The following is a 23,956-nucleotide window of genomic DNA, read 5'->3' on the forward strand; positions in this document are numbered from 1 at the left end:
GCCGATCGAGGGCACCGCGTCCGCCGACTGACACCTCCCACCCCGTGGCGAGAGAGCAATCCACCCCTGTGGTGAGAGAGCAATCCACCCCTGTGGTGAGAGAGCAATCCACCCCTGTGGTGAGAGAGCAATCCACCCACCCCTGAGGTGGTGAGAGAGCAATCCACCCCCCTGAGGTCGTGAGAGAGCAATCCACCCCCTGAGGTGGTGAGAGAGCAATCCAGTTCTTGGGCCCGCCGGCCCGGGCGTCAGGGGCGCGCGGCGAGCGTCGTCGCGAGCCGGTCGAGGGCGTCGGTCAGGATCTCGCGCGAGGTCGCGAGGTTGAGCCGCACGTGCCCGACGCCCTGCGGGCCGAACGTCGGCCCGGAGTTCACCGCGAGCCGGCCGTGCTGCAGCAGCAGGCGCGCCGGGTCGGTGCCCGACGACACCACGGCGGGTGTCGCCCGCACGTCGAGCCACGCGAAGTACGTCGCCGCCGGCCGCGCCCAACGGGCCTGCGGGAGCCGCTCGGCGAGCACCTGCTCGACGAGGTCACCGTTGGCGCGCACCGCCGCGCGCACGTCCCCGAGCCACGCGTCGCCCTCCCGGTAGGCGGCCTGGTGGGCGATCGACGCGACGTGGCTGACGCCGTGCCCCACGATCTCGGGCAGGCGGGCCAGGTCGTCGGCGGCCGGCCCGGGGACGGCCAGGGCCGCCTTGAGACCCGCGAGGTTGAAGGCCTTCGACGCGGAGTGCAGCGAGATCGCGTCGAGGATGACGGTCGTCGTGGGGACGAAGGGCTCGTCGCCCACCGTGAGCGGCGCGTGGATCTCGTCCGCGACGACGCGCACACCGTGACGTGCCGCGAGCTCGCCGACGGCCCGCAGCTCGTCCGCCGTGTGCAGCGTGCCGGTCGGGTTGTGCGGGTGGCACAGCAGGTACGCCGTCGCGCCGGCGAACGCCCGGTCGAGCGCTGCCAGGTCCAGACGCCCGTCCGGAGCGAGCGGCGCGGTCACGACCTGGCGTCCCGCGTGCTCGAGGAACGCGCGGAACGGCGGGTACACCGGCGGGTTGATGACGACGCGGTCGCCGGGGACGGAGAGCACGCCGACGACCTCGACGATCCCCAGCATGACGTCGGGGACCATCCGCGTGCGGTCGACGGGCACGTCCCAGCCGTGCTGCCGGGCGGCGAACCCGGCGAACGCCTCGGCGTACGCCGTCCCGAGCGCGCTCGCGGGACCCGCCTCGTAGCCGGTGTCACCCGCCAGCATCGCGCCCGTCACCGCGGTGACCACGGCGTCGAGCGGCCGCACGTCCATCTCCGCGACGAACGCGGGCAGCACGTCGTCGGGGTACGTGTGCCACTTCAGCGAGGTGCGCCGACGCATCTCGGCGACCGTGACGTCGAACGGGGATCCCATGCACGGCAGGTTAGGCGAGGCGTGAGTCGGCCGCGTGGCATGGCCGAGGCCCCGGCGCCGCGGGTGCGGCGGCCGGGGCCTCGGCTCGTGCGGGCGGGGCGTCAGAGCGTCGCGCGGACCGTCCGGGTCGCCGCCACCAGGTGCTCGAGGGAGGGGTTGACCTCCTCGTAGCGGCGCGTCTTGAGGCCGCAGTCGGGGTTGACCCAGAGCTGGTCGACGTCGATGGTGCGGACCGCCTCGGTGAGCAGCTCGGTGACCTCGGCCTGCGACGGGACGCGCGGCGAGTGGATGTCGTACACGCCGGGCCCGACGGCCCGCGGGTAGCCCGCCGCGGCGATGTCGCCGAGGATCTCCATCTTCGAGCGCGCCGCCTCGATGCTCGTCACGTCGGCGTCGAGGCCGTCGATCGCCTCCATGATCTCGCCGAACTCCGAGTAGCACAGGTGCGTGTGGATCTGGGTGTCCTCGCGCACGCCGGCCGTCGCGAGCCGGAACGAGCGCACCGACCAGTCGAGGTACGCCGCGTGGTCCTTCTCGCGCAGCGGCAGCAGCTCGCGGATCGCGGGCTCGTCGACCTGGACGATCGCGATGCCGGCGGCCTCGAGGTCGGTGATCTCGTCGCGCAGGGCGAGCGCCACCTGGTTGGCGGTGTCGCCGAGCGGCTGGTCGTCGCGGACGAACGACCAGGCCAGGATCGTCACCGGGCCCGTGAGCATGCCCTTCATGTGCTTGCCGGTCAGCGACTGCGCGTACTGCGCCCACGCGACCGTGATGGGCGCCGGGCGCGACACGTCGCCCCACAGGATCGACGGGCGCGTGCAGCGCGACCCGTACGACTGGACCCAGCCGTTCTGCGTCACAGAGAACCCGTCGAGGTTCTCGGCGAAGTACTGGACCATGTCGTTGCGCTCGGGCTCGCCGTGCACCAGCACGTCCAGGCCGATCCGCTCCTGCAGCTCGACGACGCGGCGGATCTCCGCCTTCATCTCGTCCTCGTACTGCTCGGCGGTGAGCTCGCCCTTGCCGAAGGCGGCACGCGCCTTGCGGATCTCCGGCGTCTGCGGGAACGAGCCGATGGTCGTGGTCGGCAGCGCGGGCAGCTGGAGCCGCGCGGCCTGCGCGGTCTTGCGCCCGGCGAACGGGCCGCGACGGAACTGCTCGTCGGTGAGCGCCGCGACGCGCTCGCGGATCTCGGGGCGCACGACCCCGGGGGCCGTCGTGCGGCTGTTCACGGCGTCCGACGCGGCGAGGAGCTGCTCGCGGATCGCCTCGCGGCCCTCGGTCAGGCCCTGGGCGAGCGTGGCGACCTCGCGGACCTTCTCGTCGGCGAACGCGAGCCACTGCACGAGGGTGCGGTCGAGCGCGGGCTCGTCGTCGAGGGTGTGCGGGACGTGGAACAGGGACGTCGAGGTGCCGACGGTCACGGCGGCCGCACCGAGGGTCTCGAGCTGCTCGAGGATCGCGAGCTTCTTGTCGAGGTCGGCGCGCCAAATGTTGTGGCCGTCGATCACGCCGCCGACGAGCGTCTTGCCGGCGAGCCCGGTGACGGCGACCGTGGGCGCCTCGCCGCGCACGAGGTCCAGGGCGAGGCCCTCGACGTCGGTGGCCGCGACCGCGGGCAGCGTCGGGCCGAGGTCGCCGTACGGCGCGGCGAGCAGGATCGCCGGACGCTGGGGGCGCGCGAGCTCGGTGGCCAGCACGCGGTACGCGCGGGTCGCCGCCTCGGCCAGCACGTCGGGCGAGACGCCGACGGAGTCGGAGACCAGGGCGGGCTCGTCGATCTGCACCCACGTGGCACCCGCGGCGGCGAGCTCGGTGAGCAAGCGCACGTACACGGGCAGGATGTCGTCGAGGCGGTCGAGCGGCGAGAACCCGGCCGGGGCGTCCTCGGTCGGCTTGGCGAGCGCGAGGTACGTCACGGGGCCGACGACGACGGGCCGCGTGAGCACGCCCTCGGCGAGCGCCTCGGCGAACTCGGCGACGGGGCGGTCGGACGCGTAGCGGAACGCGGTGCCGGGGCCGATCTCCGGCACGAGGTAGTGGTAGTTCGTGTCGAACCACTTGGTCATCTCGAGCGGCAGGTCGTCGCCGCGGCCGCGGGCCACGGTCGAGTAGCCGGCGAGGTCGAGGCGACCCTCGGCGTCCTGCAGGTCCGCGAAGCGGGCCGGGACCGCGCCGACGAGTGCCGTGGCGTCGAGGACCTGGTCGTAGAACGAGAAGGCGCTCGGGATGGCGGGGACGTCGGTCGCCAGGCCGAGCTCGGCCAGGCGCGTGCGGGTGCGGCGGCGCAGGTCGGCGGCGACGGCCTCGACCTCGTCCGCCGACGTGCGGCCGGCCCAGAAAGCCTCGAGGGCCTTCTTGAGCTCGCGGCGCGGGCCGATGCGGGGGTAGCCGAGGACGGAGCCTGCGGGGAAGGCCGGGGTCGCCGGCGCGCTGGTGGTGGTCTCGGTCATGAGAGGTTTCCTCGCGGTGTCGTCGTGGTCGCGTCCGCGGGGCTGCCGTCGGACGCGGTGAGGTCGTGGGGGGTGACGGCACTGCGGCGGCCGCCGACCAGGTCGGCGCCGTCGAGCAGGTCGAGCGCCGCCTCGTGCTTGTTGAACGTGTAGACGTGGACGCCCGGCGCGCCGCCGTCGAGGACGCGGTTCACGAGGTCGACGCCCGCCCGGGTGCCGCGGCGGTGCCGCTCGGCGGGGTCGTCGGTCGCGCCCAGCAGGTCGAGCAGACGGTCCGGGACGGGGACGCCCGTGAGCTCCTGCACCCGCGCGAGGCGCGCGGGGTCGGTGGTCGGGATGATGCCGGGGACGATGGGGATCGTCACGCCGGCCTCGCGGGCCTCGGCGACCAGGCCCAGGTACGCCTCGGCGTCGAAGAAGACCTGCGAGATGGCGAAGTCCGCACCGGCCTCCTGCTTGGCGAGCAGCGCCTGGACGTCCTGCGCCCGCGTGCCGCCGGTGGCGTGGTTGCCGCGCGGGAAGGCCGCGACCGCCACGGATAGGGGACGGACCCGGGCGCGGACGGCCTGCGCGGCGCTGCGGCCGCAGCGCCGCTTCTCGATGTCGCGCAGCAGCTCGACGAGCTCGGCCGCGGTGTCGACGCCGTCGGGGTGCGGGCGCCAGTCGGGCTCTCCCGCCGGCGGGTCGCCACGCAGCGCGAGGAACGAGCGCACGCCCTCGTCGAGGAACTCCTCGACGATCGCGGTCACCTCGTCGCGCGACGTCCCGACGCAGGTGAGGTGCGCGATCGGGTTGAGCGACGTCTCCCGCAGCAGCCGGCGGACGAGCGCGCGCGTGGTCTGGCGGGTGCGCCCCGAGGCGCCGTAGGTGACGGACACGAAGTCCGGCTCCACGGTCTCGAGCTTGCGCACGGTCGCCCACAGGCGGGGCGCCGCGTCGGGGTTGCGCGGGGGGAACAGCTCGAACGAGACGGTCGGGCGGTCCAGCGCCCCCGCCTGCTCGGCGCGTCGGCCCGTGGCGCGCACCGGACGCTCGGCGGGCGTGTCCTGCGCGGCGGGAGCGGTCTCGAGGTCGGCCACGACGCTCATCGCGCCGCGGGGCTGGTCGTCGGGCGGGTGGTACCGCACGAGGGGTCGGTGGCACGGGGGCGCACGTTCATCGTCACTCCATCGTTCCTGGCGGAAGCACCCACACCCTCGCGTGGAGGGGGGTTGCTGCGGCGTCGTCGAGCCAGGTCTCTCAGCCGCTCTGGATGGTCGCCGAGGATCGTAGCCCGGCTGCCCGGATGGCGGACAGATCCTCCCGACAGATGAGACAGGATGTCCGATGCGTGGGCAGCGCGGTGCGTCGCCGGTGAGTCGGGCGCGACGGGACGCGGACGACGACGGGTCGTCCCGTGACCGACGGCGTCAGCGGGGCAGCGTCAGCGACGGCGGCGGTGCAGGAGCGACGTCGACTCGCGCGACGTGCGCTGGTGCGGCAGGCCGAACCACGACGACGTGGGCGCTGCGACCGGGACCCGCAGCAGGCCGTCCTGGACGGCCTCGAGGACGAAGGGGTCCGGGTCACCGGGGGACAGCCACGCCGCGTGCGCCGCACGCACGGCGTCGTGCCGTCCGTCGTGCTCAGCGTGGTCGCTCATGTGGGCACCCTAGCCTTCGGGCGTCCCCCTGAGGAGACCTGGACGGCTGTATCACTCCGCAGGAGTAGCCGCGACGGCCGCGTCCAGCCGGCGCGCGACGACGCAGTCGGCGAGGTGGTCGTCGACCACGCCGCAGGCCTGCATGGCGGCGTACGCCGTCGTCGGGCCGACGAAGCGGAAGCCGAGGCTCTTGAGCTCCTTCGCGAGCGCCGCCGACCCCGGCGTGCGGCCAGGGACGTCAGCCCAGGTCAGCGGCCTGGGCCGGGGCGCCGGCGCGTACGACCACAGCACCGCGTCGAGCGTGCGACCCGACGCGTGCAGCGCGAGCAGCGCGCGGGCGTTGGCGATCGTCGCCTCGACCTTGGCGCGGTTGCGCACGATGCGGTCGTCCGACAGGAGCCGCGCGACGTCGTCCTCGCCGTAGGACGCCACGACCCGGGGGTCGAAGCCCGCGAACGCCTCACGGAAGGCGGGCCGCTTGCGCAGGATGGTGATCCACGCGAGCCCCGACTGGAACGCCTCCAGCGAGATCCGCTCGTACAGGGCGTGCTCGTCGTGCACGGGCACGCCCCACTCGTCGTCGTGGTACGCCGCGTAGAGCGGGTCGGAGCCGCCGAAGCAGCGGAACGGCGCGGGGGTCGAGGTCATGGGCCGAGTCTGGCGCGGCCCGCCGACACCGGGCGCCGCCCGGCCCGCCGCCTGTGGACGACCCTCCCGCGGTCGGGGGCTGTGGTGCGCTCGGTGCGCGACGATCCGGTCAGAACAGCGGCCACGGCACCGGAGACGTCCCACCCGTGGGCGCGGGGAACCGACCGGTCCGCAGCAGCCGGTCGCACCGCTCCCCGAGCGCGTCGACCTCCGGCGCGCTGAGCAGCGCGGACAGCTGCTCACCGAGCCCACCGTCCACCCCCGACCGCACGCGCTGCACGCCGGCCGTCTCCTCCGCGTCGAGCTCCGCGCCCACCCAGCCCCAGAGCACCGTCCGCAGCTTGGGCTCGGTGTGGAACGTGACGCCGTGGTCCACGCCGTACCGGTGCCCGTCCGTCATGGGCAGCACGTGGCCGCCCTTGCGGTCGGCGTTGTTCACCAGCACGTCGAGCACCGCCATGCGGCGCAGCGCGGCCGAGTCCTCGTGGACCACCGCCACCGGGCGGCCCTGCTCGTCGGTGCCCTCGAGCACCGTGCACCAGCCCCGCGCCGGGACGGCCGACGTCGCCACGACGTCGACGGGGTCCTGCTCCGGGTCGGGCTCCTGCCAGAGCTGCACCATGCCGGGGCCCAGCGGCCCGTCGCGCAACCACGTGCGCGGCACGACGTCCCAGCCGAGCGCCTGCGAGACCAGGTAGGCCGCGACCTCACGTCGGGCCAGCGTGCCGTCGGGGAAGTCCCACAGCGGCCGCTCGCCCGCCACCGGCTTGTAGACGACGGTGACGTCGCCGATCGTGCCGACGAACGTCGCGTTGGACGCCGCGGTGAGACGACCGACGATCCGCAGCTCGTCGCCGTCCCGGTCGTCGTTCGCCGGGGTCACGCCCCGTCGGGCGATCCGCAGACGTGGCCGTCCGGGTCGATCGGCTCGCCGCACCGGCTGCACGTCGGACGCCCGGCGTCCACGACGCCCCGGACCCGCTGGACGAAGGCGCGCGCGGTGCCCACGGGCATCCGGACCAGCAGCACCTCGCGCGGCTCGTCGTCGAGGTCGGGCAGCACGCCCGGCTCGTCCGGCGTCTCCTCGAGCGGGAACGCCTCGACGACCACCTGGAGCGTGCGCGGGTCCCAGCCCAGACGCATCGTCCCGGTGCGGAACAGCGCGTCCACGGGCGGGTCGATCGGGTCGTCGTCGACGAGCTCGGGCGGGGTCTCCCGCGGGACGGTGACGGGGTGGGACCCGTCGGTCGCGAGGTCGTCGAGCAGCTCCTCGATGCGGTCGGCGAGCAGCGCGGACTGCTGCTTCTCCAGCACGACGCTCGAGGAGCGGGCGCCCATGCGGACCTGCAGGTAGAACGTTCGCTCGCCGGGGCGGCCCACGGTGCCGACGACGACGCGGTCCGGCCAGTCGTACTCGTGGACGAGAGCGGTCATGCGTCGAGTGTACGAAGGGTCAGACGGTCCCACCGGTCGCGTCGTGCCCGGCCCCGCCGCCGACCGGCGCGTCGTCCGCGGGCCGCGCCGCCGCGAGCCACCCGAGGTCGCCGCCCTGGGTGTTCAGGGCCATCACGTGCGGCCGCAGCGGCCCGTAGCGGACCAGCGAGACCGACGCGGGGCCGACGTCGAGCCGCTGGAACAGGTCGAGGTGCATGCCGAGCGCGTCGGCCAGCACCGCCTTGATCACGTCGCCGTGGCTCACGGCCGCCCAGACGGCCCCGGGGCCGTGCTGCTGCTCGAACGCGGCGTCGTGCCGCCGCACCGCCGCCACGGCCCGGGCCTGCATGGCGGCCAGGGACTCGCCCCCGGGGAAGGTCACGGCCGCGGGGTGCGTCTGGACCGTCGACCACAGGGCCTCGCGCGCCAGGTCGGCCAGGGAGCGGCCCTGCCAGTCCCCGTAGTCGCACTCGGTCAGCCCGTCGTCGACCGTCAGGCCGGGCGCGCCGCCCTGCCGCGCCCGCAGCAGGTCCGACGTCTCGCGGCACCGCTCCAGCGGGCTCGTCACCACGCCGGCCAGCGGCACCACGGCCAGGCGGTCGGCCGTGCGCTCGGCCTGCCCGCGTCCGACGTCGTCGAGCCGCACCCCGGCGGCGCGCCCCGCCAGGACTCCCTGGACGTTGGCGTCGGTGCGGCCGTGGCGGACGAGCAGGACGGTGGCCATGCCCGCAGCCTAGGCAGCCGTGCGGCCGGTGCCCGCCGCGTCGTCAGCAGGCGTCGTCAACCGGCGTCGTCACCCGGCGTCGTCGCCCGACGTCGTCAGCCGGCACCGACGCTCCTATGGATCGTCAAGCGGTCGTTGGTCGGTGTTCGAGCTGGCGGAACAGGTCGCGGGCGATGTAGCGCTTGAGGCAGCGGCGGATCTCCCGGTCGGTCTTGCCCTCGTGGCGGCGCCGTTCGATGTAGTCGCGGGTGCGTTGGTCGTAGCGGGTGCGGGACAGGACCACGACGTGCAGGGCGCGGTTGAGCTGACGATCGCCGGAGCGGTTGAGCCGGTGGCGGGTGCGCAGTCCCGAGGAGGCCGGGACGGGTGCGGTGCCGGCGAGCATCGCGAACGCGGCCTCGGAGCGGATCCGCCCGGGGTGGGACCAGCTGATCAGGACCTCCACCGCGACGATGACCCCGACCCCTGGCTGGGTCAGCAGGTCCGGGCGCCAGGCCCGCACGATCACGGCCATGGCCTGCTCGTGCTGGCGAGCCTCGGCCTGCAGCGCGATCACGCGTCGGGCCAAGGCGCGCAGCACCGTGGCGGTGGTGGCGGTGTGCCCGTCCCAGGCAGCGCGTGGGCGCAGCCGTGCGGCGGTCGTGGTCATCGTCGCGGTGGACTGGCCACGGAACATCGCCCGCAGCACCTCCGGGGCTGCGATCACCAGCGCGTGCAGCTGACGTTGCGCGAGCGTGGCGGCCTCGACCGCCGAGCGTCGCGCGGCCATCAACGCGGCCAGCTGGCCGCGTGGTCCATCGCTCTTCACCTGCGCCAGGTGCGCCCGACCCAGCGCCTCACGGGCGGCCCGGGCAGCGTCCAGGGAGTCCGACTTCGCGCCGTGACGGCGCACCGCACGCACCGGTCGGTCCAGCTCCAGGACCTGCTGGCCAGCGGCCTGGAGGTGGCGGGCCAGGCCGGCGCCGTAGCCGCCGGCACCTTCCAGGGCCCACGCCACGGCCGGCCCGTGTGCCCGCGCCCACTCGAGCAGTTCGGCATAGCCCCTCGCGTCGGTGCTGACCGTCCGCTCGGCCAGCACCCCGCCGGTCCTGGCGTCCACGACCACCGCGGTGTGGGTGTGCTTGTGGGTGTCGACCCCGATGACGACATCGACGACTTCGGCAAGACTGGGCATCGCGTTCATCTCCTTGATCCGGGGGAACGTGAAGGTTCCGGTCCGGCTGGAGACGGCAGGACTGTGACGGGACACGCCCGCAGCCACGGGCGGTCAAGCTCCTGATCAGGCCAGCAACTCCGGTCGGGCCGGGGCCGGCGACCACACGCGGACAAGTCGGCTCGAAGGCATCACGCCAGTCAGACGAAGGGTCACACGCGCAGCCACCGACCACAGCCCACCGCACTCAACGAGGCTGCGTCGAGATCCTCACAGTCAGCCGAGCGCCGCCAGCGCCTTGCGGATCCGCGTCGGCGACACCGGTACCGGCGTGCCCAGCTGCTGCGCGAACAGGCTGACGCGCAGCTCCTCGAGCAGCCAGCGGACGTCGTCGAGCGCGGCGTCGCGGGCCGGGTCGTGCGACGAGGTCGCGGCGCGCTCGCGGGCCGCGGTGTAGAGCTGCTCGACGTCGTGCACCTGCCACGCGAGGTCGGCGTCGCGCGTCGGGTTGTCCGCCGCCTTGGCCAGCCGGTGCTGGGCCGCGCGCAGGTAGCGGACGAGCTGCGGCAGCCGGTCGGCGCCGACGTCCGACACGAACCCGTCGTGCACGAGCGTTGCCGCCTGCTCGCGGACGTCCTGCGCGGTGGCGAGCAGCGCGAGGCTGCTGGTCCCGCGCACGTCGGCGTCGAGCTCGCGCCACGCCGTCAGGACCCCGACGAGGTCGGCGACGACGCGGTGCACGTCGTCCTCGAGCGCGTCGCGCACCGCACCGCGCAGGGCGGCGTAGCCGTCGGCGTCGCGGACGTCGCGCGGGGTGCGTCCCTGCAGGTGGCGAGCCATGAGCCGGTCGATGGACGCGAGCTGCACGTCGGCGACCAGCGCGTCCGTGGTGCGGTACGGCGACGCGGCCAGCGCGAGCGCCTGCGTGCCGCTCCAGCGGCTCGTCACGCGGGGCGTCGCCAGGCCGACGTCGAGCAGCAGGAGGCGCCGCAGCCCGCGCCGCGCGGCGGCCTGCGCCACGGCACCGTCGGCGAGCACGCGCAGGGCGACGGTCGCGCGGGGCCCCGTGCCCTCCTCGACGATCGTCGGGTAGGCGCGCACGACGCCGCCCGCGGTGGTCACCGCCTCGATGACGTCGGGCAGCGGACCGGGCAGGTCGGGCCAGGTGGTCAGCCCGGTGCGCTCGAGGTCGGGGGTCGTACCGGATCGCTCTCTCGCGCCGGGGGTGGGGGTGCCGGGGGTGGGGGCGCCTGGGGTGGGGGCGCCCTTGCGGGGGGTGCCGGAGGGGCTGGATTGCTCTCTCGCGCCCTGGGGGGAGGAGGGGGCAGGCTGGCTGGGAGCGGGCTGGGCGGGGAGGCCCGCCTGGGTCGCCGCCTCCTCCATGGCGGCGCGCACGGCCGTGCGCACCGCGGACGCGACCGCGTCCTGCGCGCGGTCCGCGAGCCGGCGCTGCAGCGCGAGCAGGTCCTTGCCCTCGTCGATCACGCCGCCGCGGTCCCCGACGACACGGAACGTCATGCGCAGGTGAGGGGGCAGCCGGTCCTCGTCGACGGCGTCGGCGGGCACCTCGACGTCGCGCAGCGCCCGGACGGCGCGCGCGAACATCTCGCGGAACGACGGCGCCGCGTCGCCGGCGCGCACGGTGTCGGCCCACGACGCCGAGTTCTCGGCGAGCCACGCGTCGACGGCCCGCGCGACGTCCGGTGCCGGGACGAGCTGCACGCGCACCGGCTTGGGCAGCGCACGGATCGTCGCGGTCAGCAGCTCGGCGCGCATGCCCGGGACCATCCAGTCGAAGCCCTCGGGCCGCACGCGCGGCAGCTGGGAGATGGGGATGTGGACCGTGACGCCGTCGGCCTCGGTGCCGGGCTCGAACTGGTAGGTCAGCGGGAACGACAGCTCGCCCTGCGGCCAGCGCGACGGGAACGCGCGCTCGTCGATCTCGGCGGCGTCGTCGCCGACCAGCAGCTCGCGCGTGAACGACAGCAGCTCCGGGTCGGCACGCTTCGCGGACTTCCACCAGGTGTCGAAGTGGCGTGCGGACACGACCTCGGGCGGGATCCGCGCGTCGTAGAAGTCGTACAGCGCGTCGTCGTCGACGACGAGGTCGCGGCGCCGCGCGCGGGCCTCGAGCGCCTCGGCCTCGTCGAGCAGGCGGCGGTTCTCGTGGAAGAACGTGTGGTGCGTCGTCCACTCGCCCTGCACCAGCGCGTGCCGGATGAACAGCTCGCGCGCCTGCTCGGGGTCGACCTTGGCCAGCAGCGACCGGCGCTGCGCCACGACCGGCACGCCGTAGAGCAGCACCTTCTCGTTGACCGTCGCCGCGCCCTGCCGCGTCGACCACGCGGGCTCGGAGTAGGTGCGCTTGACGAGGTGCGCCGCGGCCTCCTCGACCCAGTCGGGGTCGACGCGCGCGACGTCGCGCGCCCACAGCCGGGACGTCTCGACGAGCTCGGCCGCCATGACCCACGACGGGGGGCGGCGGGCCAGGCCCGACCCCGGGAAGATCGCGAACCGTGCGCCGCGGGCCCCCAGGTACTCGTTGCGGGCGCGCGCGTCGGGCTTGCGGGGCTTGCCGTCGCGGCCCTTGGGCGGGTTGCCGGCGGCGACGTCGGTGACGACCTGCATGCCGATCTGGGACAGCAGGCCGGGCAGGATCGCGCGGTGGATCGCGTCGCCGTCCCACGTCCAGCGCGTCTGCACGGCGTCCGGGGCGGTGCCGGCGGTCGCCTCCTGCGTCGGCGCACCGGTGGGGACGTGCCGCCCGCCGTCGCGGCGACCGTCGCGCCCGTGCCCGTCGGCCGCGGGGGCGTCGGACGACGTGGGCGTGGGGGCGCCCTTGGCGTCGACGCCGAGGCCCTTGGCCATCTCGCGCAGCTGCGTGACGACGTCCTGCCACTCGCGCACGCGCAGGTGGTGCAGGTGCTCGGACTTGCACATGCGCCGGAACGCGGACCCGGACAGCTCGCGCTGGCGCTCGCGCAGGTAGGTCCACAGGTTGAGGTAGGACAGCAGGTCCGACGACGGGTCGGCGAAGCGTCGGTGCAGCGCGTCGGCCGTCTCGCGGGACTCGGCGGGCCGCTCGCGCGGGTCCTGGATCGACAGCGCGGCGGCGATGACGAGCACCTCGCGCGCGACGCCGCGGCGCCCGGCCTCGACGACCATGCGCGCCAGGCGCGGGTCGATGGGCAGCTGCGCCAGCTGGCGGCCCGTCTCGGTGAGGCGGGTGCGCCCGTGGACGACCTCGAGCGCGTGCAGCTCGGTCAGTAGCGCGACGCCGTCGCGCACCGAGCGCACGTCCGGCGGGTCGACGAACGGGAAGTCCACGACCTCGTCGGGGGACGTCACGACGCCCACCGCGATCATCTGCAGGATCACCGACGCGAGCGACGTCCGCAGGATCTCCGGCTCGGTGTACTCGGGGCGGGACTCGAAGTCCTCCTCGCTGTACAGCCGGATCGCGATGCCGGGGGCGACACGGCCGGAGCGGCCCGAGCGCTGGTTGGCCGACGCCTGCGAGATCGGCTCGATCGGCAGCCGCTGCACCTTCGTCGCCTTGGAGAACCGCGAGATGCGCGCGGTCCCGGGGTCGACGACGTACCGCACGCCCGGCACCGTCAGCGACGTCTCGGCGACGTTGGTCGCCAGGATGACGCGGCGGCGGGTGTGCGCCTCGAAGACGCGGCGCTGCTCGGCGGCCGACAGTCGCGCGTACAGCGGCACGATGTCGACGCCGTTGGGGTGCTTCGGGTCCACGCGCGGCCCGAGCGACCCGCGCAGCGCGTCCTCCGCGTCGCGGATCTCCCGCTCGCCGGACAGGAACACCAGGATGTCGCCCGGCCCCTCGGCCATGAGCTCGTCGACGGCCTCCGTGATGCCCGTGACCATGTCGCGGTCCGGGCCGTCGTCGGGGGACAGGGGCTGGTAGCGGATCTCGACGGGGTAGGTGCGGCCGCTGACCTCGACGACCGGCGCGGGGACGCCGTCGGGGTGCTCCTCGGTCGGCGGGCCCGCGAAGTGGCGTGCGAACCGGTCGGAGTCGATCGTCGCCGACGTGATGACGAGCTTGAGGTCCGGCCGCTGCGGCAGCAGCCGCGTGAGGTATCCGAGGATGAAGTCGATGTTGAGGCTGCGCTCGTGCGCCTCGTCGATGATGAGCGTGTCGTACATCCGCAGCATCGGGTCGCGCTGGATCTGCGCGAGCAGGATGCCGTCGGTCATCACCTTGACCAGCGTCGAGTCGCTGGACTCGTCCGTGAACCGCACCTGGTACCCGACGACGCCGCCGAGCGGGACGTTCAGCTCGTCCGCGATGCGCTCGGCGACCGTGCGCGCCGCGATCCGCCGGGGCTGCGTGTGCCCGATCTGGCCGGCGCGCCCGCGGCCGAGCTCGAGGGCGATCTTCGGGATCTGCGTCGTCTTGCCCGACCCCGTCTCGCCCGCGACGACGACGACCTGGTGGTCGCGCAGGGCGTCCGCGATCTCCTGGCGGCGCGCCGAGACCGGCAGCTGCTCGGGGTAGACGATCGGCGGGAGGGCGACGGCCGCGCGCGCCTCGGCGGTGCGGGTGAGGTGGGCGTCGGCGCGGCGGGTGCGGGAGGTCTCGTCGCGACGCCCACGGCGCGCGTCGTCCCGGCGGCCACGACCCCTGCCGGACCGGCCACCGCCACGACGACGGCCCGCGCCGCGCTCGTCGGCGGCCGCGGCGGTGTCCGGGGCGGGTTCGGGCGTGCTCACGACCGTCCATCCTCGCAGGCGCCACCGGGTTCGCTCACGCTGATACCCGTCGGTCGGTGAGGTCGACGCCCTGCGGACGTCCACCAGCCGGGACGAACCGCCCCCGAGCCCGTCGTGGGTCGTCGTCCGACGCCCGGAAGCCGACCCAGGCCGGTCTCGGCGAGCCGGTGTGCCGGGGCAGTCGGCCCCGGGGCGGTCAGGGGTGGCGGCGTAGGCCCGGGAGCAGCTCCTCCGGGAGCTCGTCGACCGGCACGACCACCAGGTCCTCGACCTTCCAGTCCAGGTCCGTGACCGCGTCCCACGCCTGCTGCAGCTGCTCCTGCGTGGGCATGCCGTCGCGTGCCACGACGAACGCCTCGACGTGGAACACGTGGCCCTGGTCGCGGACCCGCGACGCGGCGCTGCCGACCCACTCCAGGCCGCGCAGCGTCTCGTCGATGGCACCGCCGAGCGGGTGCGGCTCCGACCCGTCGACCGTGGTCGCGCGGGCGTCCATGAGTGCCGCCACGGCGCTGCGCAGGTTCTTCACCCCGTCGTGGAGGATGCTCGCCGAGATGAACAGGGCGGCCGCCGAGTCCGCCCACCACAGCCCGACGCCGATGCCCAGCACGCCGACGATCCCGCCGACGCCCGTCATCCAGTCGGCCTTGTTCATGTCGGCGTCGGCGTGCAGCACACGGTCGTGCAGCTGCTCGGCCAGCGGCATCTTGGCCCGTCCCAGCAGCACGGCGGGCACGCAGGTGTACGCGAGCACGATCACCATGAGCCAGCCGGACCAGATCTCGTGGCCCAGCACCACGATCAGCCCCACCGGCGGGTGCTCGCCGGCCAGCAACCCGGACACCGAGTCGAACACCAGGAACGCACCCATCGTCAGCAGCGCCGTCGCGGCGACCAGGTGCCCGATGCCGACGGACCGGTGGTAGCCGTAGGGGTGCTTCTCGCTGGGGACCCGGCCCGTCACGCGCAGCGCCACGAGGAACGCGATCGGCGGGATGAACGACAGCAGGTCCTCCGCCCAGGCCGCCTTCATGGCCTGCGAGCTGCCCATGACGAGGTAGACGAGGGTCACCGCGGTGACGAGGAACGCGATGGTGAGCCACGCGAGGCGCTTGGCCTTGCGGGCCGCGTCGCGCGCGTCGGGCGGCAGCTCGGTGTTGCCGAACCGGAAGGACTGCTCGACGGCTCCCTGGGTCACGGTGCCTGCACCTCCTGGTCGAGCAGGTAGCGCTCGAGCTCGACGAGGAACGCGTTCTCGCCCATCGGCGTGAGCATGACGTGCCCCTCGGGTTTGCCGTCGGGGTCGGTGACGGTGACGTAGGAGACCGTCACGGCGGCCTTCGACGTCCACGGCGACGACGCCGTGAACCCCCCGACGACGAGGTCGAGCGCGCCGCGCTCCAGGTCCCCGACGAGCTCCTCCTCACCGCCGGTCGTCCACACGACGTCGGCGTCGAGGCTCTGCGCGAAGCCCTCGACGAGGTCCACCTCGAGGCCTGTCGGCGTGCCGTCCGGGACCGGCACGGTCCACGGCTCGTGGGGGGAGACCCCGACCCGCAGCTCGCCGCCGCGGACCCGGTCGAGCGTGCCGTCGGGGTCGGTGGGCACGGTCACGCCGCACCCGGCGAGCACACCCAGCGCCAGGACCGCCGCGGCCGCCGTCACCGCCGGCCGTCCCGTGGTCGTCGTCATCGCAACATTGGACGTCACCGCGTGCGTTCCTGCACGTCAGGAGGAGATGGTCGCCCGCAGCTCCTCGAGGTCCACGAGCCCGCGCACCACGGGCCCGACCATCACGAGGTACATGAGGCCGAAGAACAGCGCACCCAGCAGCGTGAAGCCGATCGCGTTGCCCACGGCGCCGGGCGAGCGCAGGTGGTCCACGACCTTGCGGACCAGGTGGTGCGGGTGCTTGACGTCCCACGAGTTCAGGCGCACGTGCCGGCCGAGGTAGATGCCGAACGCGACGAGCAGCAGCAGCACCCCCTCCAGGACGCGCGCGCGGGTGCTGTCGAGCGGCGCCGCGGAGTCCTCGCTGCCGACGACGAGCGCGACCAGCACGACGAGGAACACGTTGAGCACGGTCGTCAGGACGCCGGACATCGCGAGGACCAGCACGAGCAGCACGTCGTACCACTCCGGGACGCGCTCGCCCTCGCGGCGGTGGTTGAGGTTGAGCTCGGTGATGAGGTACCCGGAGTTCGGCAGCAGCAGCAGCCACACGAGCCCGAGCACCACGCCGACCGCCCACACCAGGGGCCGGGGCGTCCCGACGACGAGGAGCGGCAGCACCACGACGACCGCCAGCCCCAGCACGACCAGCGGCGCCGCCGACAGCACGAGGTTGAGCAGCATCGGCCGGTACAGCCGCGTCCGGTAGACCGGTGCCCGCGCGACGACCAGCGCCGCGGCGAACACGTTCATCAGCAGGACCCCCACGACGAGGCTCGTCAGCACACGCCCTCCCTGGACTCGAAGGCGCCCATCATGTCGCCCCGGCCCCCCAGGAGCAGCGCCCCTACCGGCGCGTCCGCGAGAAGTGGTCGACGACGTGCCCACTTCGCGTGCCGGAGAGAGCAGGTGTGACCACTTCTGCGGCGACCCCGGGCTCAGGCGCAGCCGTCGACCGGGGGTGCGCCCCCGAAGCGGTCCGCGGTCCAGGCCAGGAGGGCCGGGATCAGGGGGGAGTCCGGCTCCACCAGGGCGACGTGGTCCAGGCCCGGGTACGAGCGGTGGTCGACCGCGTGCCCCGCGGCGCAGCGGGCGGCCACGTACGCGTCCTGCGCCGAGGCGACGACGATCGAGTCCGCGGTGCCCTGCGCGACGAGCAGCGGCGCGTCGATCGCGCCGTCCGGCACGTTCTCGTCGAGCCGCGCGCCGAAGGCGCCGGTGTACGGGTCGTCGTGCGCCCACACCGGCTGGTCCAGCAGCAGCGCCGTGAGCGCGGACACGACGACGCCCCGCTCGGCGAGGCAGCGGTGCGCCATCTCCCGCACGATGACGCGCGCACCGGGCCGCACGACGTCGTCGAGCCGCACGTCCGGGTACGTCGCCGTGTACCCCTGCGCCAGGTAGGCGGCGAACAGGGCGCCCACCGAGACCTCGGGCAGGTGCGCGAGCAGCGCCGACGGGTTCGACGCGGGCGCCAGCGCGGCGACGCCCAGCAGGTCCACGTCGGGGGCGTAGTCCGGTGCGACGATCCCCGTCCACAGGGCCGCGCCACCACCCTGCGAGTGCCCCCACACGACGTGCCGGTCGCTGAGCGCGACGTCGTCGAGCTCGTGCGCGGCGCGGACGGCGTCGAGCACGTCGTGGGCCGCGGGCTCCCCGACGAGGTACGCGTGCGGGCCGTCGGTCCCGAGCCCGGCGTAGTCCGTCGCGACGACCGCCCACCCGCGGGCGAGCACGTCGTCCGCGACGAACATGGCGCCGGCGGCGAGGCCGTCGGGCAGCACGGACGGCGCGCACCCCGGCGTGACACCCGTCGTGCCGTGCGCCCACGCGACGACGTCGGCGGGCCGTGCTGCCGCGCCCGTGGCGGTGCGCGGGGCCAGGACGAGGCCGGAGGCGACGGTCGGCGAGCCGTCGACCCGGGTCGTCGTGTAGAGGATGCGCCACGCGAGGGCGTCGGGCGGGACCTCGGAGGACGTGAACGCGGCGCTGCGCAGCAGCCGGCCCGGGGCGTCCGGCACGTCGGCCGGCGTCGCGTAGAAGTCGTCGGGCTCGTGCGCGGCGCGCTCGATGCCGATGCCGGCGGCGGTCAGCGCGAGCGTCACGACGAGGGCGGCGACCTGGCCGACCAGCCGCCACGTCCCCGGGCGGGCGCGGCGGTCCGCAACCGACGGGCGCGGCGTGCGTCCGCGGCCCAGCGCGGCCCCGACGCCGCGGAGCCCCGCGAGCAGCACGCGGGCCCCGAAGAGCACGGCGACGACGAGCACGGTGACGTCCGGCCACGCCAGCGCGAGCGCGCCGAGCAGCACCGACGTGGCACCGGACAGCAGCGCGCCGGCGCGGGCCGTGCCGCGGGCACCGCGCGCCGCGAGCACGTCGAGCACGCCGTCGGCGACGAGGACCAGGCCCACCGCGACGGCGAGCACGCGGATCGTCGGGCCGGGCCACAGCAGCACGACGGCGGCCGCGGCCAGGTACGCGCACCCGGGGGCCCACCACCAGCGCGGCGGGGTCGGGGGCGGCTCGGCGGCGTCGGGTGCATCCCGGTCGGCTGCCGCGGGGCGGTCCGCCACGAGCCGCACGGCGCCCAGCACGACGAGCCCCGCGACGACCCCGACGACCAGCACCCCGAGCGACGCGAACGGCCGCAGCGCGAGCAGCGCGCCGACGGGCACGGCGAGGACCGACACGACGAGCAGCGACCACCGGCGCACCGCCGCCATCCTGCGCTCGTCCGCCGCCCCCGTCACGACGACGACGGTACCGACGGCCGACGGCCCCGGACGCCATCGGGCCGACCGGCGACCGGCCGGGCCCGCTCGATGAGAAGGTCCTCACCCCATGGGGTGAACGACGTCACGTCGGCGCTCGCGGCAGTGCAGGATGGGCACCTGGGCGATTCGTCCGGATCCACCGACGCCGACGACGGGAGGGCACGTGCTCGAGCAACCGTGGCCACCTCCCGGTCCGGGCCCGCAGCAGCCGCGCGACGCTCACGGCCTCCAGTGGGCCAACGACGTCCGGCGCGCGCTCGTCCGGGCGGTCGCGGCTCCGTCGTCCGGTCCTGCTCCGTCGTCCGGTCCGGTTCCGTCGTCCGGTCCTGCTCGGTCGTCGAGCCCTGCTCCGTCGTCGGGCCCTGCTCGGTCGTCGGGCCCCGCTCCGTCCTCCGGTCCCGACCCGTCGTCCGGTCCCGACCCGTGGGCCGACGTGAGCGGGCGGCAGCCGGCGGCACGTCGTCGCGGGCCCGAGGACCACCCGTCCGCCGCCCGGGACGCCGGCGGCGGCCCCGCACGGCCCCTGCCCGCGCACTGGGTGCCGCAGGAGGAGTGGATCCCCGACCCGATGCCGGCGCCGGAGCAGCGCTGGACCCCCGAGCAGGACTGGCTGAACGCCTTCGCCACGCGTCACGAGGCGGCCGCGCAGGACCCGGCGGTGAGCCCGGGGTCCCGGCGGTGGTGGGTGCTCGCCGGGGTCGCCGTGCCGTCCCTGGGGTCGGTCGTCGCGCTCGTCGTCGCGCTCGTCTGACCCGTCGCGACGCCCGTCACCCGCGCGGGCCCGCGCGCCGGCGCACCGGTGGCTACCGTGGACGCGTGAGCGACGCGACCCCCGCACCCACGGCCGCCCCCGACGACGAGCTGCGCACCGACGGCGAGCGGCGCACGGTGGAGGCGCTCGAGGCGTCGGGCGTCCCCTACGTGCGCACGCGGCACGGGCGCGTCGGCTCGCTCGTGGAGGCCGCCGCCGCACGGGGCATCGAACCGGCCGACCTCGTCAAGACGATCGTGGTGCGGCGCGGCGAGAACGACTTCCTGCTCGTCCTGCTGCCGGGCGACCGGACCATCTCGTGGCCCCGGCTGCGCGCGCTGCTCGGCGTGAGCCGGCTGTCGATGCCCGACGCGTCGGTCGCCAAGGACGTCACGGGGTTCGAGCGCGGCACCATCACGCCGTTCGGGACGACGCGCACGTGGCCGGTCGTCGTGGACGCCCGCGCGGCCGGACGCCGCGTGTCCATCGGCGGGGGCGGGCACGGCGTGGGGATCGAGCTGGCGACCGACGACCTCGTGCGTGCGCTGGGGGCGACCGTCGCGGACGTCAGCGAGGCCGGCTGACGCCACCGGGGAACACGCGCGCCGGGGTGCACGTTGTGAGGCGGGAGGAGCCCGCTCGCCGCGCCGATGTCGGTGGGGATGGGTAGTTTTCGTCCCGCCCGTCGCACCCCGGTACGACGACGTACCGCCCGAGGCACGAGGAGCCCGAACGCCCATGAGCGAGCTGACCGCTGCGATCGAGCGCACCCCGGAGCCCGCGGACCACGAGATCCGCGTCGAGCACCGTGACGGTCGGGCCGTGGTCTGTCTCGTCGGCGAGATCGACGCGTCCCTGCGGCAGTCCGCGTCGGCGGCGATGGGGATCGCTCTCATGAGCGGCCTGCCCCTGCTCGTCGACTCGAGCGCCGCGACGTTCGTCGACTCCTCGGGCGTGGCGTTCGTGCTGCAGCTGCACCTGGCCGCCTCGGAGGCGGGCGTCGAGCTGACGCTGCACGACCCGCACCGCGTCCTGCGGGACCTGCTCGACATGGTCGGCGTGGGCAGCGCGATCCCCGACGACGTCTGAGGCCCCGTCGCGGGTCGACCGCGGCGATGTCGGAGGGCTCGGTTACGTTCCGGGCATGCGGTTGCTGCACACGTCGGACTGGCACCTGGGCCGGACCCTGCACGGGGTCGACCTGCTGGACCACCAGGCGTCCTACCTGGACCACCTGGTCGACGTCGCGCGCTCGGAGCAGGTCGACGCGGTCGTCGTCGCCGGTGACGTGTACGACCGGGCGATCCCGCCGGTCGAGGCCGTGACGCTGCTGTCGGACACGCTCGCGCGGCTCGCGGAGCACACGACGGTCGTCGTCACGTCGGGCAACCACGACTCGGCCACGCGCCTCGGGTTCGGGTCGGCGCTCATGCGCGAGCGGGTGCGGCTGCGCACGCGCGTCGCGTCGCTGGCGGAGCCGGTCGAGGTCGCGGGCGCGCTGGTCTACGGGCTGCCGTACCTGGACCCCGACGTCTGCCGCGCGGAGCTCGCGCCCGTCGGCGCCGATGGTGCCCGCGGGCTCCTCGCCCGGTCGCACCAGGCCGTCACGGACGCCGCGATGACCCGGGTGCGGGCGGACGTCGCGGCGCGGCGGGGCGGTGAGCGGCCGCGCGTCGTGGTCGCCGCGCACGCCTTCGTCGTCGGGGGCCGGGCCAGCGAGTCGGAGCGGGACATCCGGGTGGGCGGCGTCGACCACGTGGCGGCCGACGTGTTCGCGGGTGCGGACTACGTCGCGCTGGGCCACCTGCACGGCCCGCAGGTCGTCCAGGGGCCGGCCGGCACGGTCCTGCGGTACTCGGGCTCGCCGCTGGCCTACTCGTTCTCCGAGCAGCACCACGCCAAGTCCTCGGTCCTCGTGGACCTGTCGGGCGACGCGCCGACGACGACCCTCCTGCCGGCCCCCGTCCCGCGCCGCCTGACGGACGTGACGGGCACGCTCGACGACCTGCTGGGGCCGGCCGGCGAGCCGCACGTCGAGGACTGGGTGCGCGTGACCGTCACCGACGCCGCGCGGCCGGCGGACCTCTTCCGTCGCGTCCGGCAGCGGTTCGCGCACGCGCTGGTCGTGCAGCACCGGCCCGAGCGCCCGGACGAGGAGCGCACGCGGCCCGTCCTGGTGACCGCCGCCGCCGACCCCGTCGTGGTCGCCGCCGACTTCGTGGCGCACGTGACGGGCGCGCGACCGACGGACGCCGAGGCGCAGGTGCTGCGCGCCGCGCACGAGCACGTCATCGCCGCCGAGCGGAGCGCCTGATGCACCTGCGCTCCCTCACCGTCCAGGCCATCGGGCCGTTCGCCGCCCGGCACACCGTCGACCTCGACGCGCTCGGCGCGTCGGGCCTGTTCCTGCTCGAGGGGCCGACGGGCTCCGGCAAGTCCACGCTCATCGACGCGGTCGTGTTCGCGCTGTACGGCAAGGTCGCCGGCGCCGACGCGTCGGACGAGCGGCTGCGCTCCGCGTACGCGGCCGACGACGTGGAGAGCGTCGTCGACCTCGTCTTCGAGGTGCCCTCCGGGGTCTACCGCGTGCGTCGCACGCCGGCGTACCAGCGGGCCAAGCGTCGCGGCACCGGCACGACCACCGCCCAGGCGAGCGTGAAGGCGTGGCGCCTGCCCGCCGACGTCGACCTGGCAGCGGCGCCCGAGGGCCTCGACGGCGTCGGCACGCTGCTCGGCACGCGCCTGGACGAGGTGGGGGCCGAGCTGCAGCGGGTCGTCGGGCTGGACCGTCAGCAGTTCGTCCAGACCGTCGTGCTGCCGCAGGGCGAGTTCGCGCGGTTCCTGCGCGCGGGCGGCGAGGAGCGGCGCGTCCTGCTGCAGAAGATCTTCGGGACCGAGGTCTACGAGCAGATGCAGCAGCGTCTCGCCGCGCTGCGTGCCCAGGCCGCCAGGACGGTCGAGGCATCCCGCGCGCACCTGGGGGAGGCGGTCGCGCACCTGCTCGGCGCGTGCGCGCTGGGGCCCGACGAGCAGGCCGAGGTCCGGGGCGCGCTCGACGAGGCCCTCGTGGGCACGCCGGTCGCCGAGCGCGTCGCGCAGGTGGTCGTCGCGACGACCGCGGGCCTGGACGCCGCGGCGGACGCGCTGGCGCACGAGGCCGCCGCCGCGCGCACGACGTGGGACGCCGCGCGCGCCGAGCTCGAGCACGCGCGCGCGACGGCCACGCTCGCCGCGCGCCGGGACGCGCTGCGCGCCGAGCGGACGGCGCTCGAGGCGGCGGCGGGCCGGCACGAGGACGACGTCCGACGCCTCGCGCGGGGACGCGCCGCGGCGGCCGTGCGTCCGCTGCTCACGGGGTGGCAGGACGCGTGGACGGCGCACGAGGCGGCGGCCAAGGCGCTCGTCGCGGCGTCGGACGCCGCCCCGGGGGACCTGCTGCCGGCGGGCCAGGACGTCGCGGCGCTCGTCGAGGCCCTCGTGCCCGGGCGCGGTGCGGAGCCCGGTGCGGCCGGGGGACCGGACCGCGACGACCTCGCGGACGTCCTCGACGCCTGGCGTCCCCACCTGCGGGCGGAGCGGGCGGCGGCGGCCGACGCGGCGGCCGGTCTGCGCCGGACCGTGGAGGCCGAGGCGGGGCTGAACGGGCGCCGCCGCGCGGTGCGCGAGCTCGCGGCGGTCCTCGACGACCTGCGTGCCGAGGTCGAGGCGGCCGCCGTGTGGCTCGCCGGACGGCCCGCGGAGCGTGCGACCCTCGAGCAGGAGCGGGACGACGCGCGCCTGCGCGCGGCACAGGCGGACGCCGCCGAGACGGCGTGCGCCGCGGCCCGCGTCCTCGTCGCGGACGTCGCGGCGCTGGGTGCGGCGCGCGCCGAGCTCGCCGCGGCGCAGGGCGAGGTCGCCGCGGCGGCCGGTGCCGCGCAGGCGGCGGTCACGGCCGAGGCCGCGCTGCGCACGGCACGGGTCGCGGGGCTCGCCGGTGAGCTGGCCGCCGGCCTCGTCGACGGCGACGCGTGCCCCGTGTGCGGGGCGTGCGAGCACCCGGCGCCCGCGTCCGTCGGGGCCGACCACGTGACGGCCGAGCAGGTGCAGGCGGCTGAGCAGGTGCGAGCCGCGGCCGAGGCCGCGCTGGCCGCCGCGGGCGCGCGCGCCGCCCGGCTCGCCGAGCGGGTCGACGGCCTCGCCGCCCGCACGGGCGACCACGACGCCACCACCGCGGCCGACGCGCTGCGCACCGCGCAGGACGCGGTCGCCGCCGTCACCGCCGCGACTGCGCAGGTCACCGACCTGGACGGACGGATCGCGGACCACGACGCCGCGACGCGACGCCGCGAGCAGGTGCGCGACGAGGTCCTCGCCCAGCTGCACGGCGCCGAGCTGACGCTGGAGACGGAGCGCGACGCGCTGAGCCGCACCGAGGCCGAGGTCGTGGAGGCCCGCGACGGGCACCCGACCGTCGCGGCCCGGCACGCCGCACTCGACGCCCGCGCCCGCCAGGCCGCCGCCACGCCGAGCACGGCCGGGCCGGGGTAGCCCGCGGCGACCGTCGCGACCATGCCCGGGCCCCGG

The 23,956-nt window shown here is 75.4% G+C and carries 19 protein-coding genes and 1 riboswitch; of the genes, 5 read left to right on the plus strand and 14 right to left on the minus strand.

Annotated features, from left to right (window positions below):
- Positions 1 to 248 precede the first annotated feature (248 nt).
- The 14 genes from H9657_RS18425 to H9657_RS18490 form a co-directional block, all read right to left on the minus strand.
- A complete protein-coding gene (locus H9657_RS18425; RefSeq protein ID WP_191784900.1) occupies positions 249 to 1,403 on the minus strand; it encodes a MalY/PatB family protein in 1,155 nt (384 codons plus the stop codon).
- A gap of 101 nt (positions 1,404 to 1,504) precedes the next feature.
- Entirely contained in the window at positions 1,505 to 3,856 is a 2,352-nt protein-coding gene (gene metE, locus H9657_RS18430) for a 5-methyltetrahydropteroyltriglutamate--homocysteine S-methyltransferase (protein ID WP_191784901.1), read from the minus strand.
- Positions 3,853 to 4,944 carry a methylenetetrahydrofolate reductase gene (locus tag H9657_RS18435; protein ID WP_191784915.1) on the minus strand — a complete coding sequence of 364 codons (1,092 nt, stop codon included), beginning with the start codon at positions 4,942 to 4,944 and terminating at the stop codon, positions 3,853 to 3,855. Before H9657_RS18435 ends, metE begins: the two co-directional genes overlap by 4 nt.
- 64 nt (positions 4,945 to 5,008) lie before the next feature.
- A riboswitch (SAM riboswitch) is annotated at positions 5,009 to 5,115 on the minus strand.
- Positions 5,116 to 5,279: 164 nt separating this feature from the next.
- Positions 5,280 to 5,498, minus strand: a complete 219-nt coding sequence (locus tag H9657_RS18440; protein ID WP_191784902.1) for a hypothetical protein — start codon at positions 5,496 to 5,498, stop codon at positions 5,280 to 5,282.
- A 51-nt stretch (positions 5,499 to 5,549) separates the two neighbouring features.
- Positions 5,550 to 6,146, minus strand: coding sequence for a DNA-3-methyladenine glycosylase I (locus tag H9657_RS18445; RefSeq protein WP_191784903.1), 597 nt, complete (start codon positions 6,144 to 6,146; stop codon positions 5,550 to 5,552).
- 109 nt (positions 6,147 to 6,255) lie between these two features.
- Complete coding sequence (locus H9657_RS18450) at positions 6,256 to 7,029, minus strand: SCO1664 family protein (protein ID WP_191784904.1); 774 nt, start codon at positions 7,027 to 7,029, stop codon at positions 6,256 to 6,258.
- Positions 7,026 to 7,580 carry a DUF3090 domain-containing protein gene (locus H9657_RS18455; RefSeq protein WP_191784905.1) on the minus strand — a complete coding sequence of 185 codons (555 nt, stop codon included), beginning with the start codon at positions 7,578 to 7,580 and terminating at the stop codon, positions 7,026 to 7,028. Before H9657_RS18455 ends, H9657_RS18450 begins: the two co-directional genes overlap by 4 nt.
- A gap of 19 nt (positions 7,581 to 7,599) precedes the next feature.
- Positions 7,600 to 8,304, minus strand: coding sequence for an MSMEG_4193 family putative phosphomutase (locus H9657_RS18460; protein WP_191784906.1), 705 nt, complete (start codon positions 8,302 to 8,304; stop codon positions 7,600 to 7,602).
- Between the two features lie 124 nt (positions 8,305 to 8,428).
- Positions 8,429 to 9,565: an IS110 family RNA-guided transposase gene (locus H9657_RS18465; protein WP_318241602.1), complete on the minus strand. Its 1,137-nt coding sequence runs from the start codon at positions 9,563 to 9,565 to the stop codon at positions 8,429 to 8,431.
- A 168-nt stretch (positions 9,566 to 9,733) separates the two neighbouring features.
- Positions 9,734 to 14,194 (minus strand): ATP-dependent RNA helicase HrpA, encoded by a 4,461-nt coding sequence (gene hrpA, locus H9657_RS18470; protein WP_191784907.1) that lies wholly within the window; start codon positions 14,192 to 14,194, stop codon positions 9,734 to 9,736.
- 196 nt (positions 14,195 to 14,390) lie between these two features.
- Complete coding sequence (locus H9657_RS18475; protein WP_191784908.1) at positions 14,391 to 15,392, minus strand: cation transporter; 1,002 nt, start codon at positions 15,390 to 15,392, stop codon at positions 14,391 to 14,393.
- The gene (locus H9657_RS18480) at positions 15,389 to 15,886 is read right to left on the minus strand and encodes a transporter substrate-binding domain-containing protein (RefSeq protein ID WP_191784909.1); all 498 of its coding nucleotides are present in this window, start codon (positions 15,884 to 15,886) and stop codon (positions 15,389 to 15,391) included. Before H9657_RS18480 ends, H9657_RS18475 begins: the two co-directional genes overlap by 4 nt.
- A gap of 36 nt (positions 15,887 to 15,922) precedes the next feature.
- Positions 15,923 to 16,651, minus strand: a complete 729-nt coding sequence (locus H9657_RS18485; RefSeq protein ID WP_191784910.1) for a DUF1361 domain-containing protein — start codon at positions 16,649 to 16,651, stop codon at positions 15,923 to 15,925.
- Between the two features lie 152 nt (positions 16,652 to 16,803).
- A complete protein-coding gene (locus tag H9657_RS18490) occupies positions 16,804 to 18,615 on the minus strand; it encodes a lipase family protein (RefSeq protein WP_318241603.1) in 1,812 nt (603 codons plus the stop codon).
- A 457-nt stretch (positions 18,616 to 19,072) separates the two neighbouring features.
- On the opposite strand from H9657_RS18490, the gene H9657_RS18495 reads away from it, so the two are divergent.
- The 5 genes from H9657_RS18495 to H9657_RS18515 all read left to right on the plus strand — a co-directional run bounded on the left by H9657_RS18495 (position 19,073) and on the right by H9657_RS18515 (position 23,920).
- Positions 19,073 to 19,390 (plus strand): hypothetical protein, encoded by a 318-nt coding sequence (locus tag H9657_RS18495; protein WP_191784911.1) that lies wholly within the window; start codon positions 19,073 to 19,075, stop codon positions 19,388 to 19,390.
- Between the two features lie 65 nt (positions 19,391 to 19,455).
- Positions 19,456 to 19,974, plus strand: a complete 519-nt coding sequence (locus H9657_RS18500; RefSeq protein ID WP_318241604.1) for an aminoacyl-tRNA deacylase — start codon at positions 19,456 to 19,458, stop codon at positions 19,972 to 19,974.
- A gap of 154 nt (positions 19,975 to 20,128) precedes the next feature.
- Positions 20,129 to 20,479 (plus strand): STAS domain-containing protein, encoded by a 351-nt coding sequence (locus tag H9657_RS18505; protein WP_191784912.1) that lies wholly within the window; start codon positions 20,129 to 20,131, stop codon positions 20,477 to 20,479.
- Between the two features lie 55 nt (positions 20,480 to 20,534).
- Positions 20,535 to 21,704 (plus strand): exonuclease SbcCD subunit D, encoded by a 1,170-nt coding sequence (locus H9657_RS18510; protein WP_191784913.1) that lies wholly within the window; start codon positions 20,535 to 20,537, stop codon positions 21,702 to 21,704.
- Positions 21,704 to 23,920 carry an AAA family ATPase gene (locus tag H9657_RS18515; protein ID WP_191784914.1) on the plus strand — a complete coding sequence of 739 codons (2,217 nt, stop codon included), beginning with the start codon at positions 21,704 to 21,706 and terminating at the stop codon, positions 23,918 to 23,920. The genes H9657_RS18510 and H9657_RS18515 overlap by 1 nt, the downstream gene beginning before the upstream one ends.
- Positions 23,921 to 23,956 lie beyond the last annotated feature (36 nt).

Source organism: Cellulomonas avistercoris (genome assembly GCF_014836445.1).
GTDB lineage: Bacteria > Actinomycetota > Actinomycetes > Actinomycetales > Cellulomonadaceae > Cellulomonas > Cellulomonas avistercoris.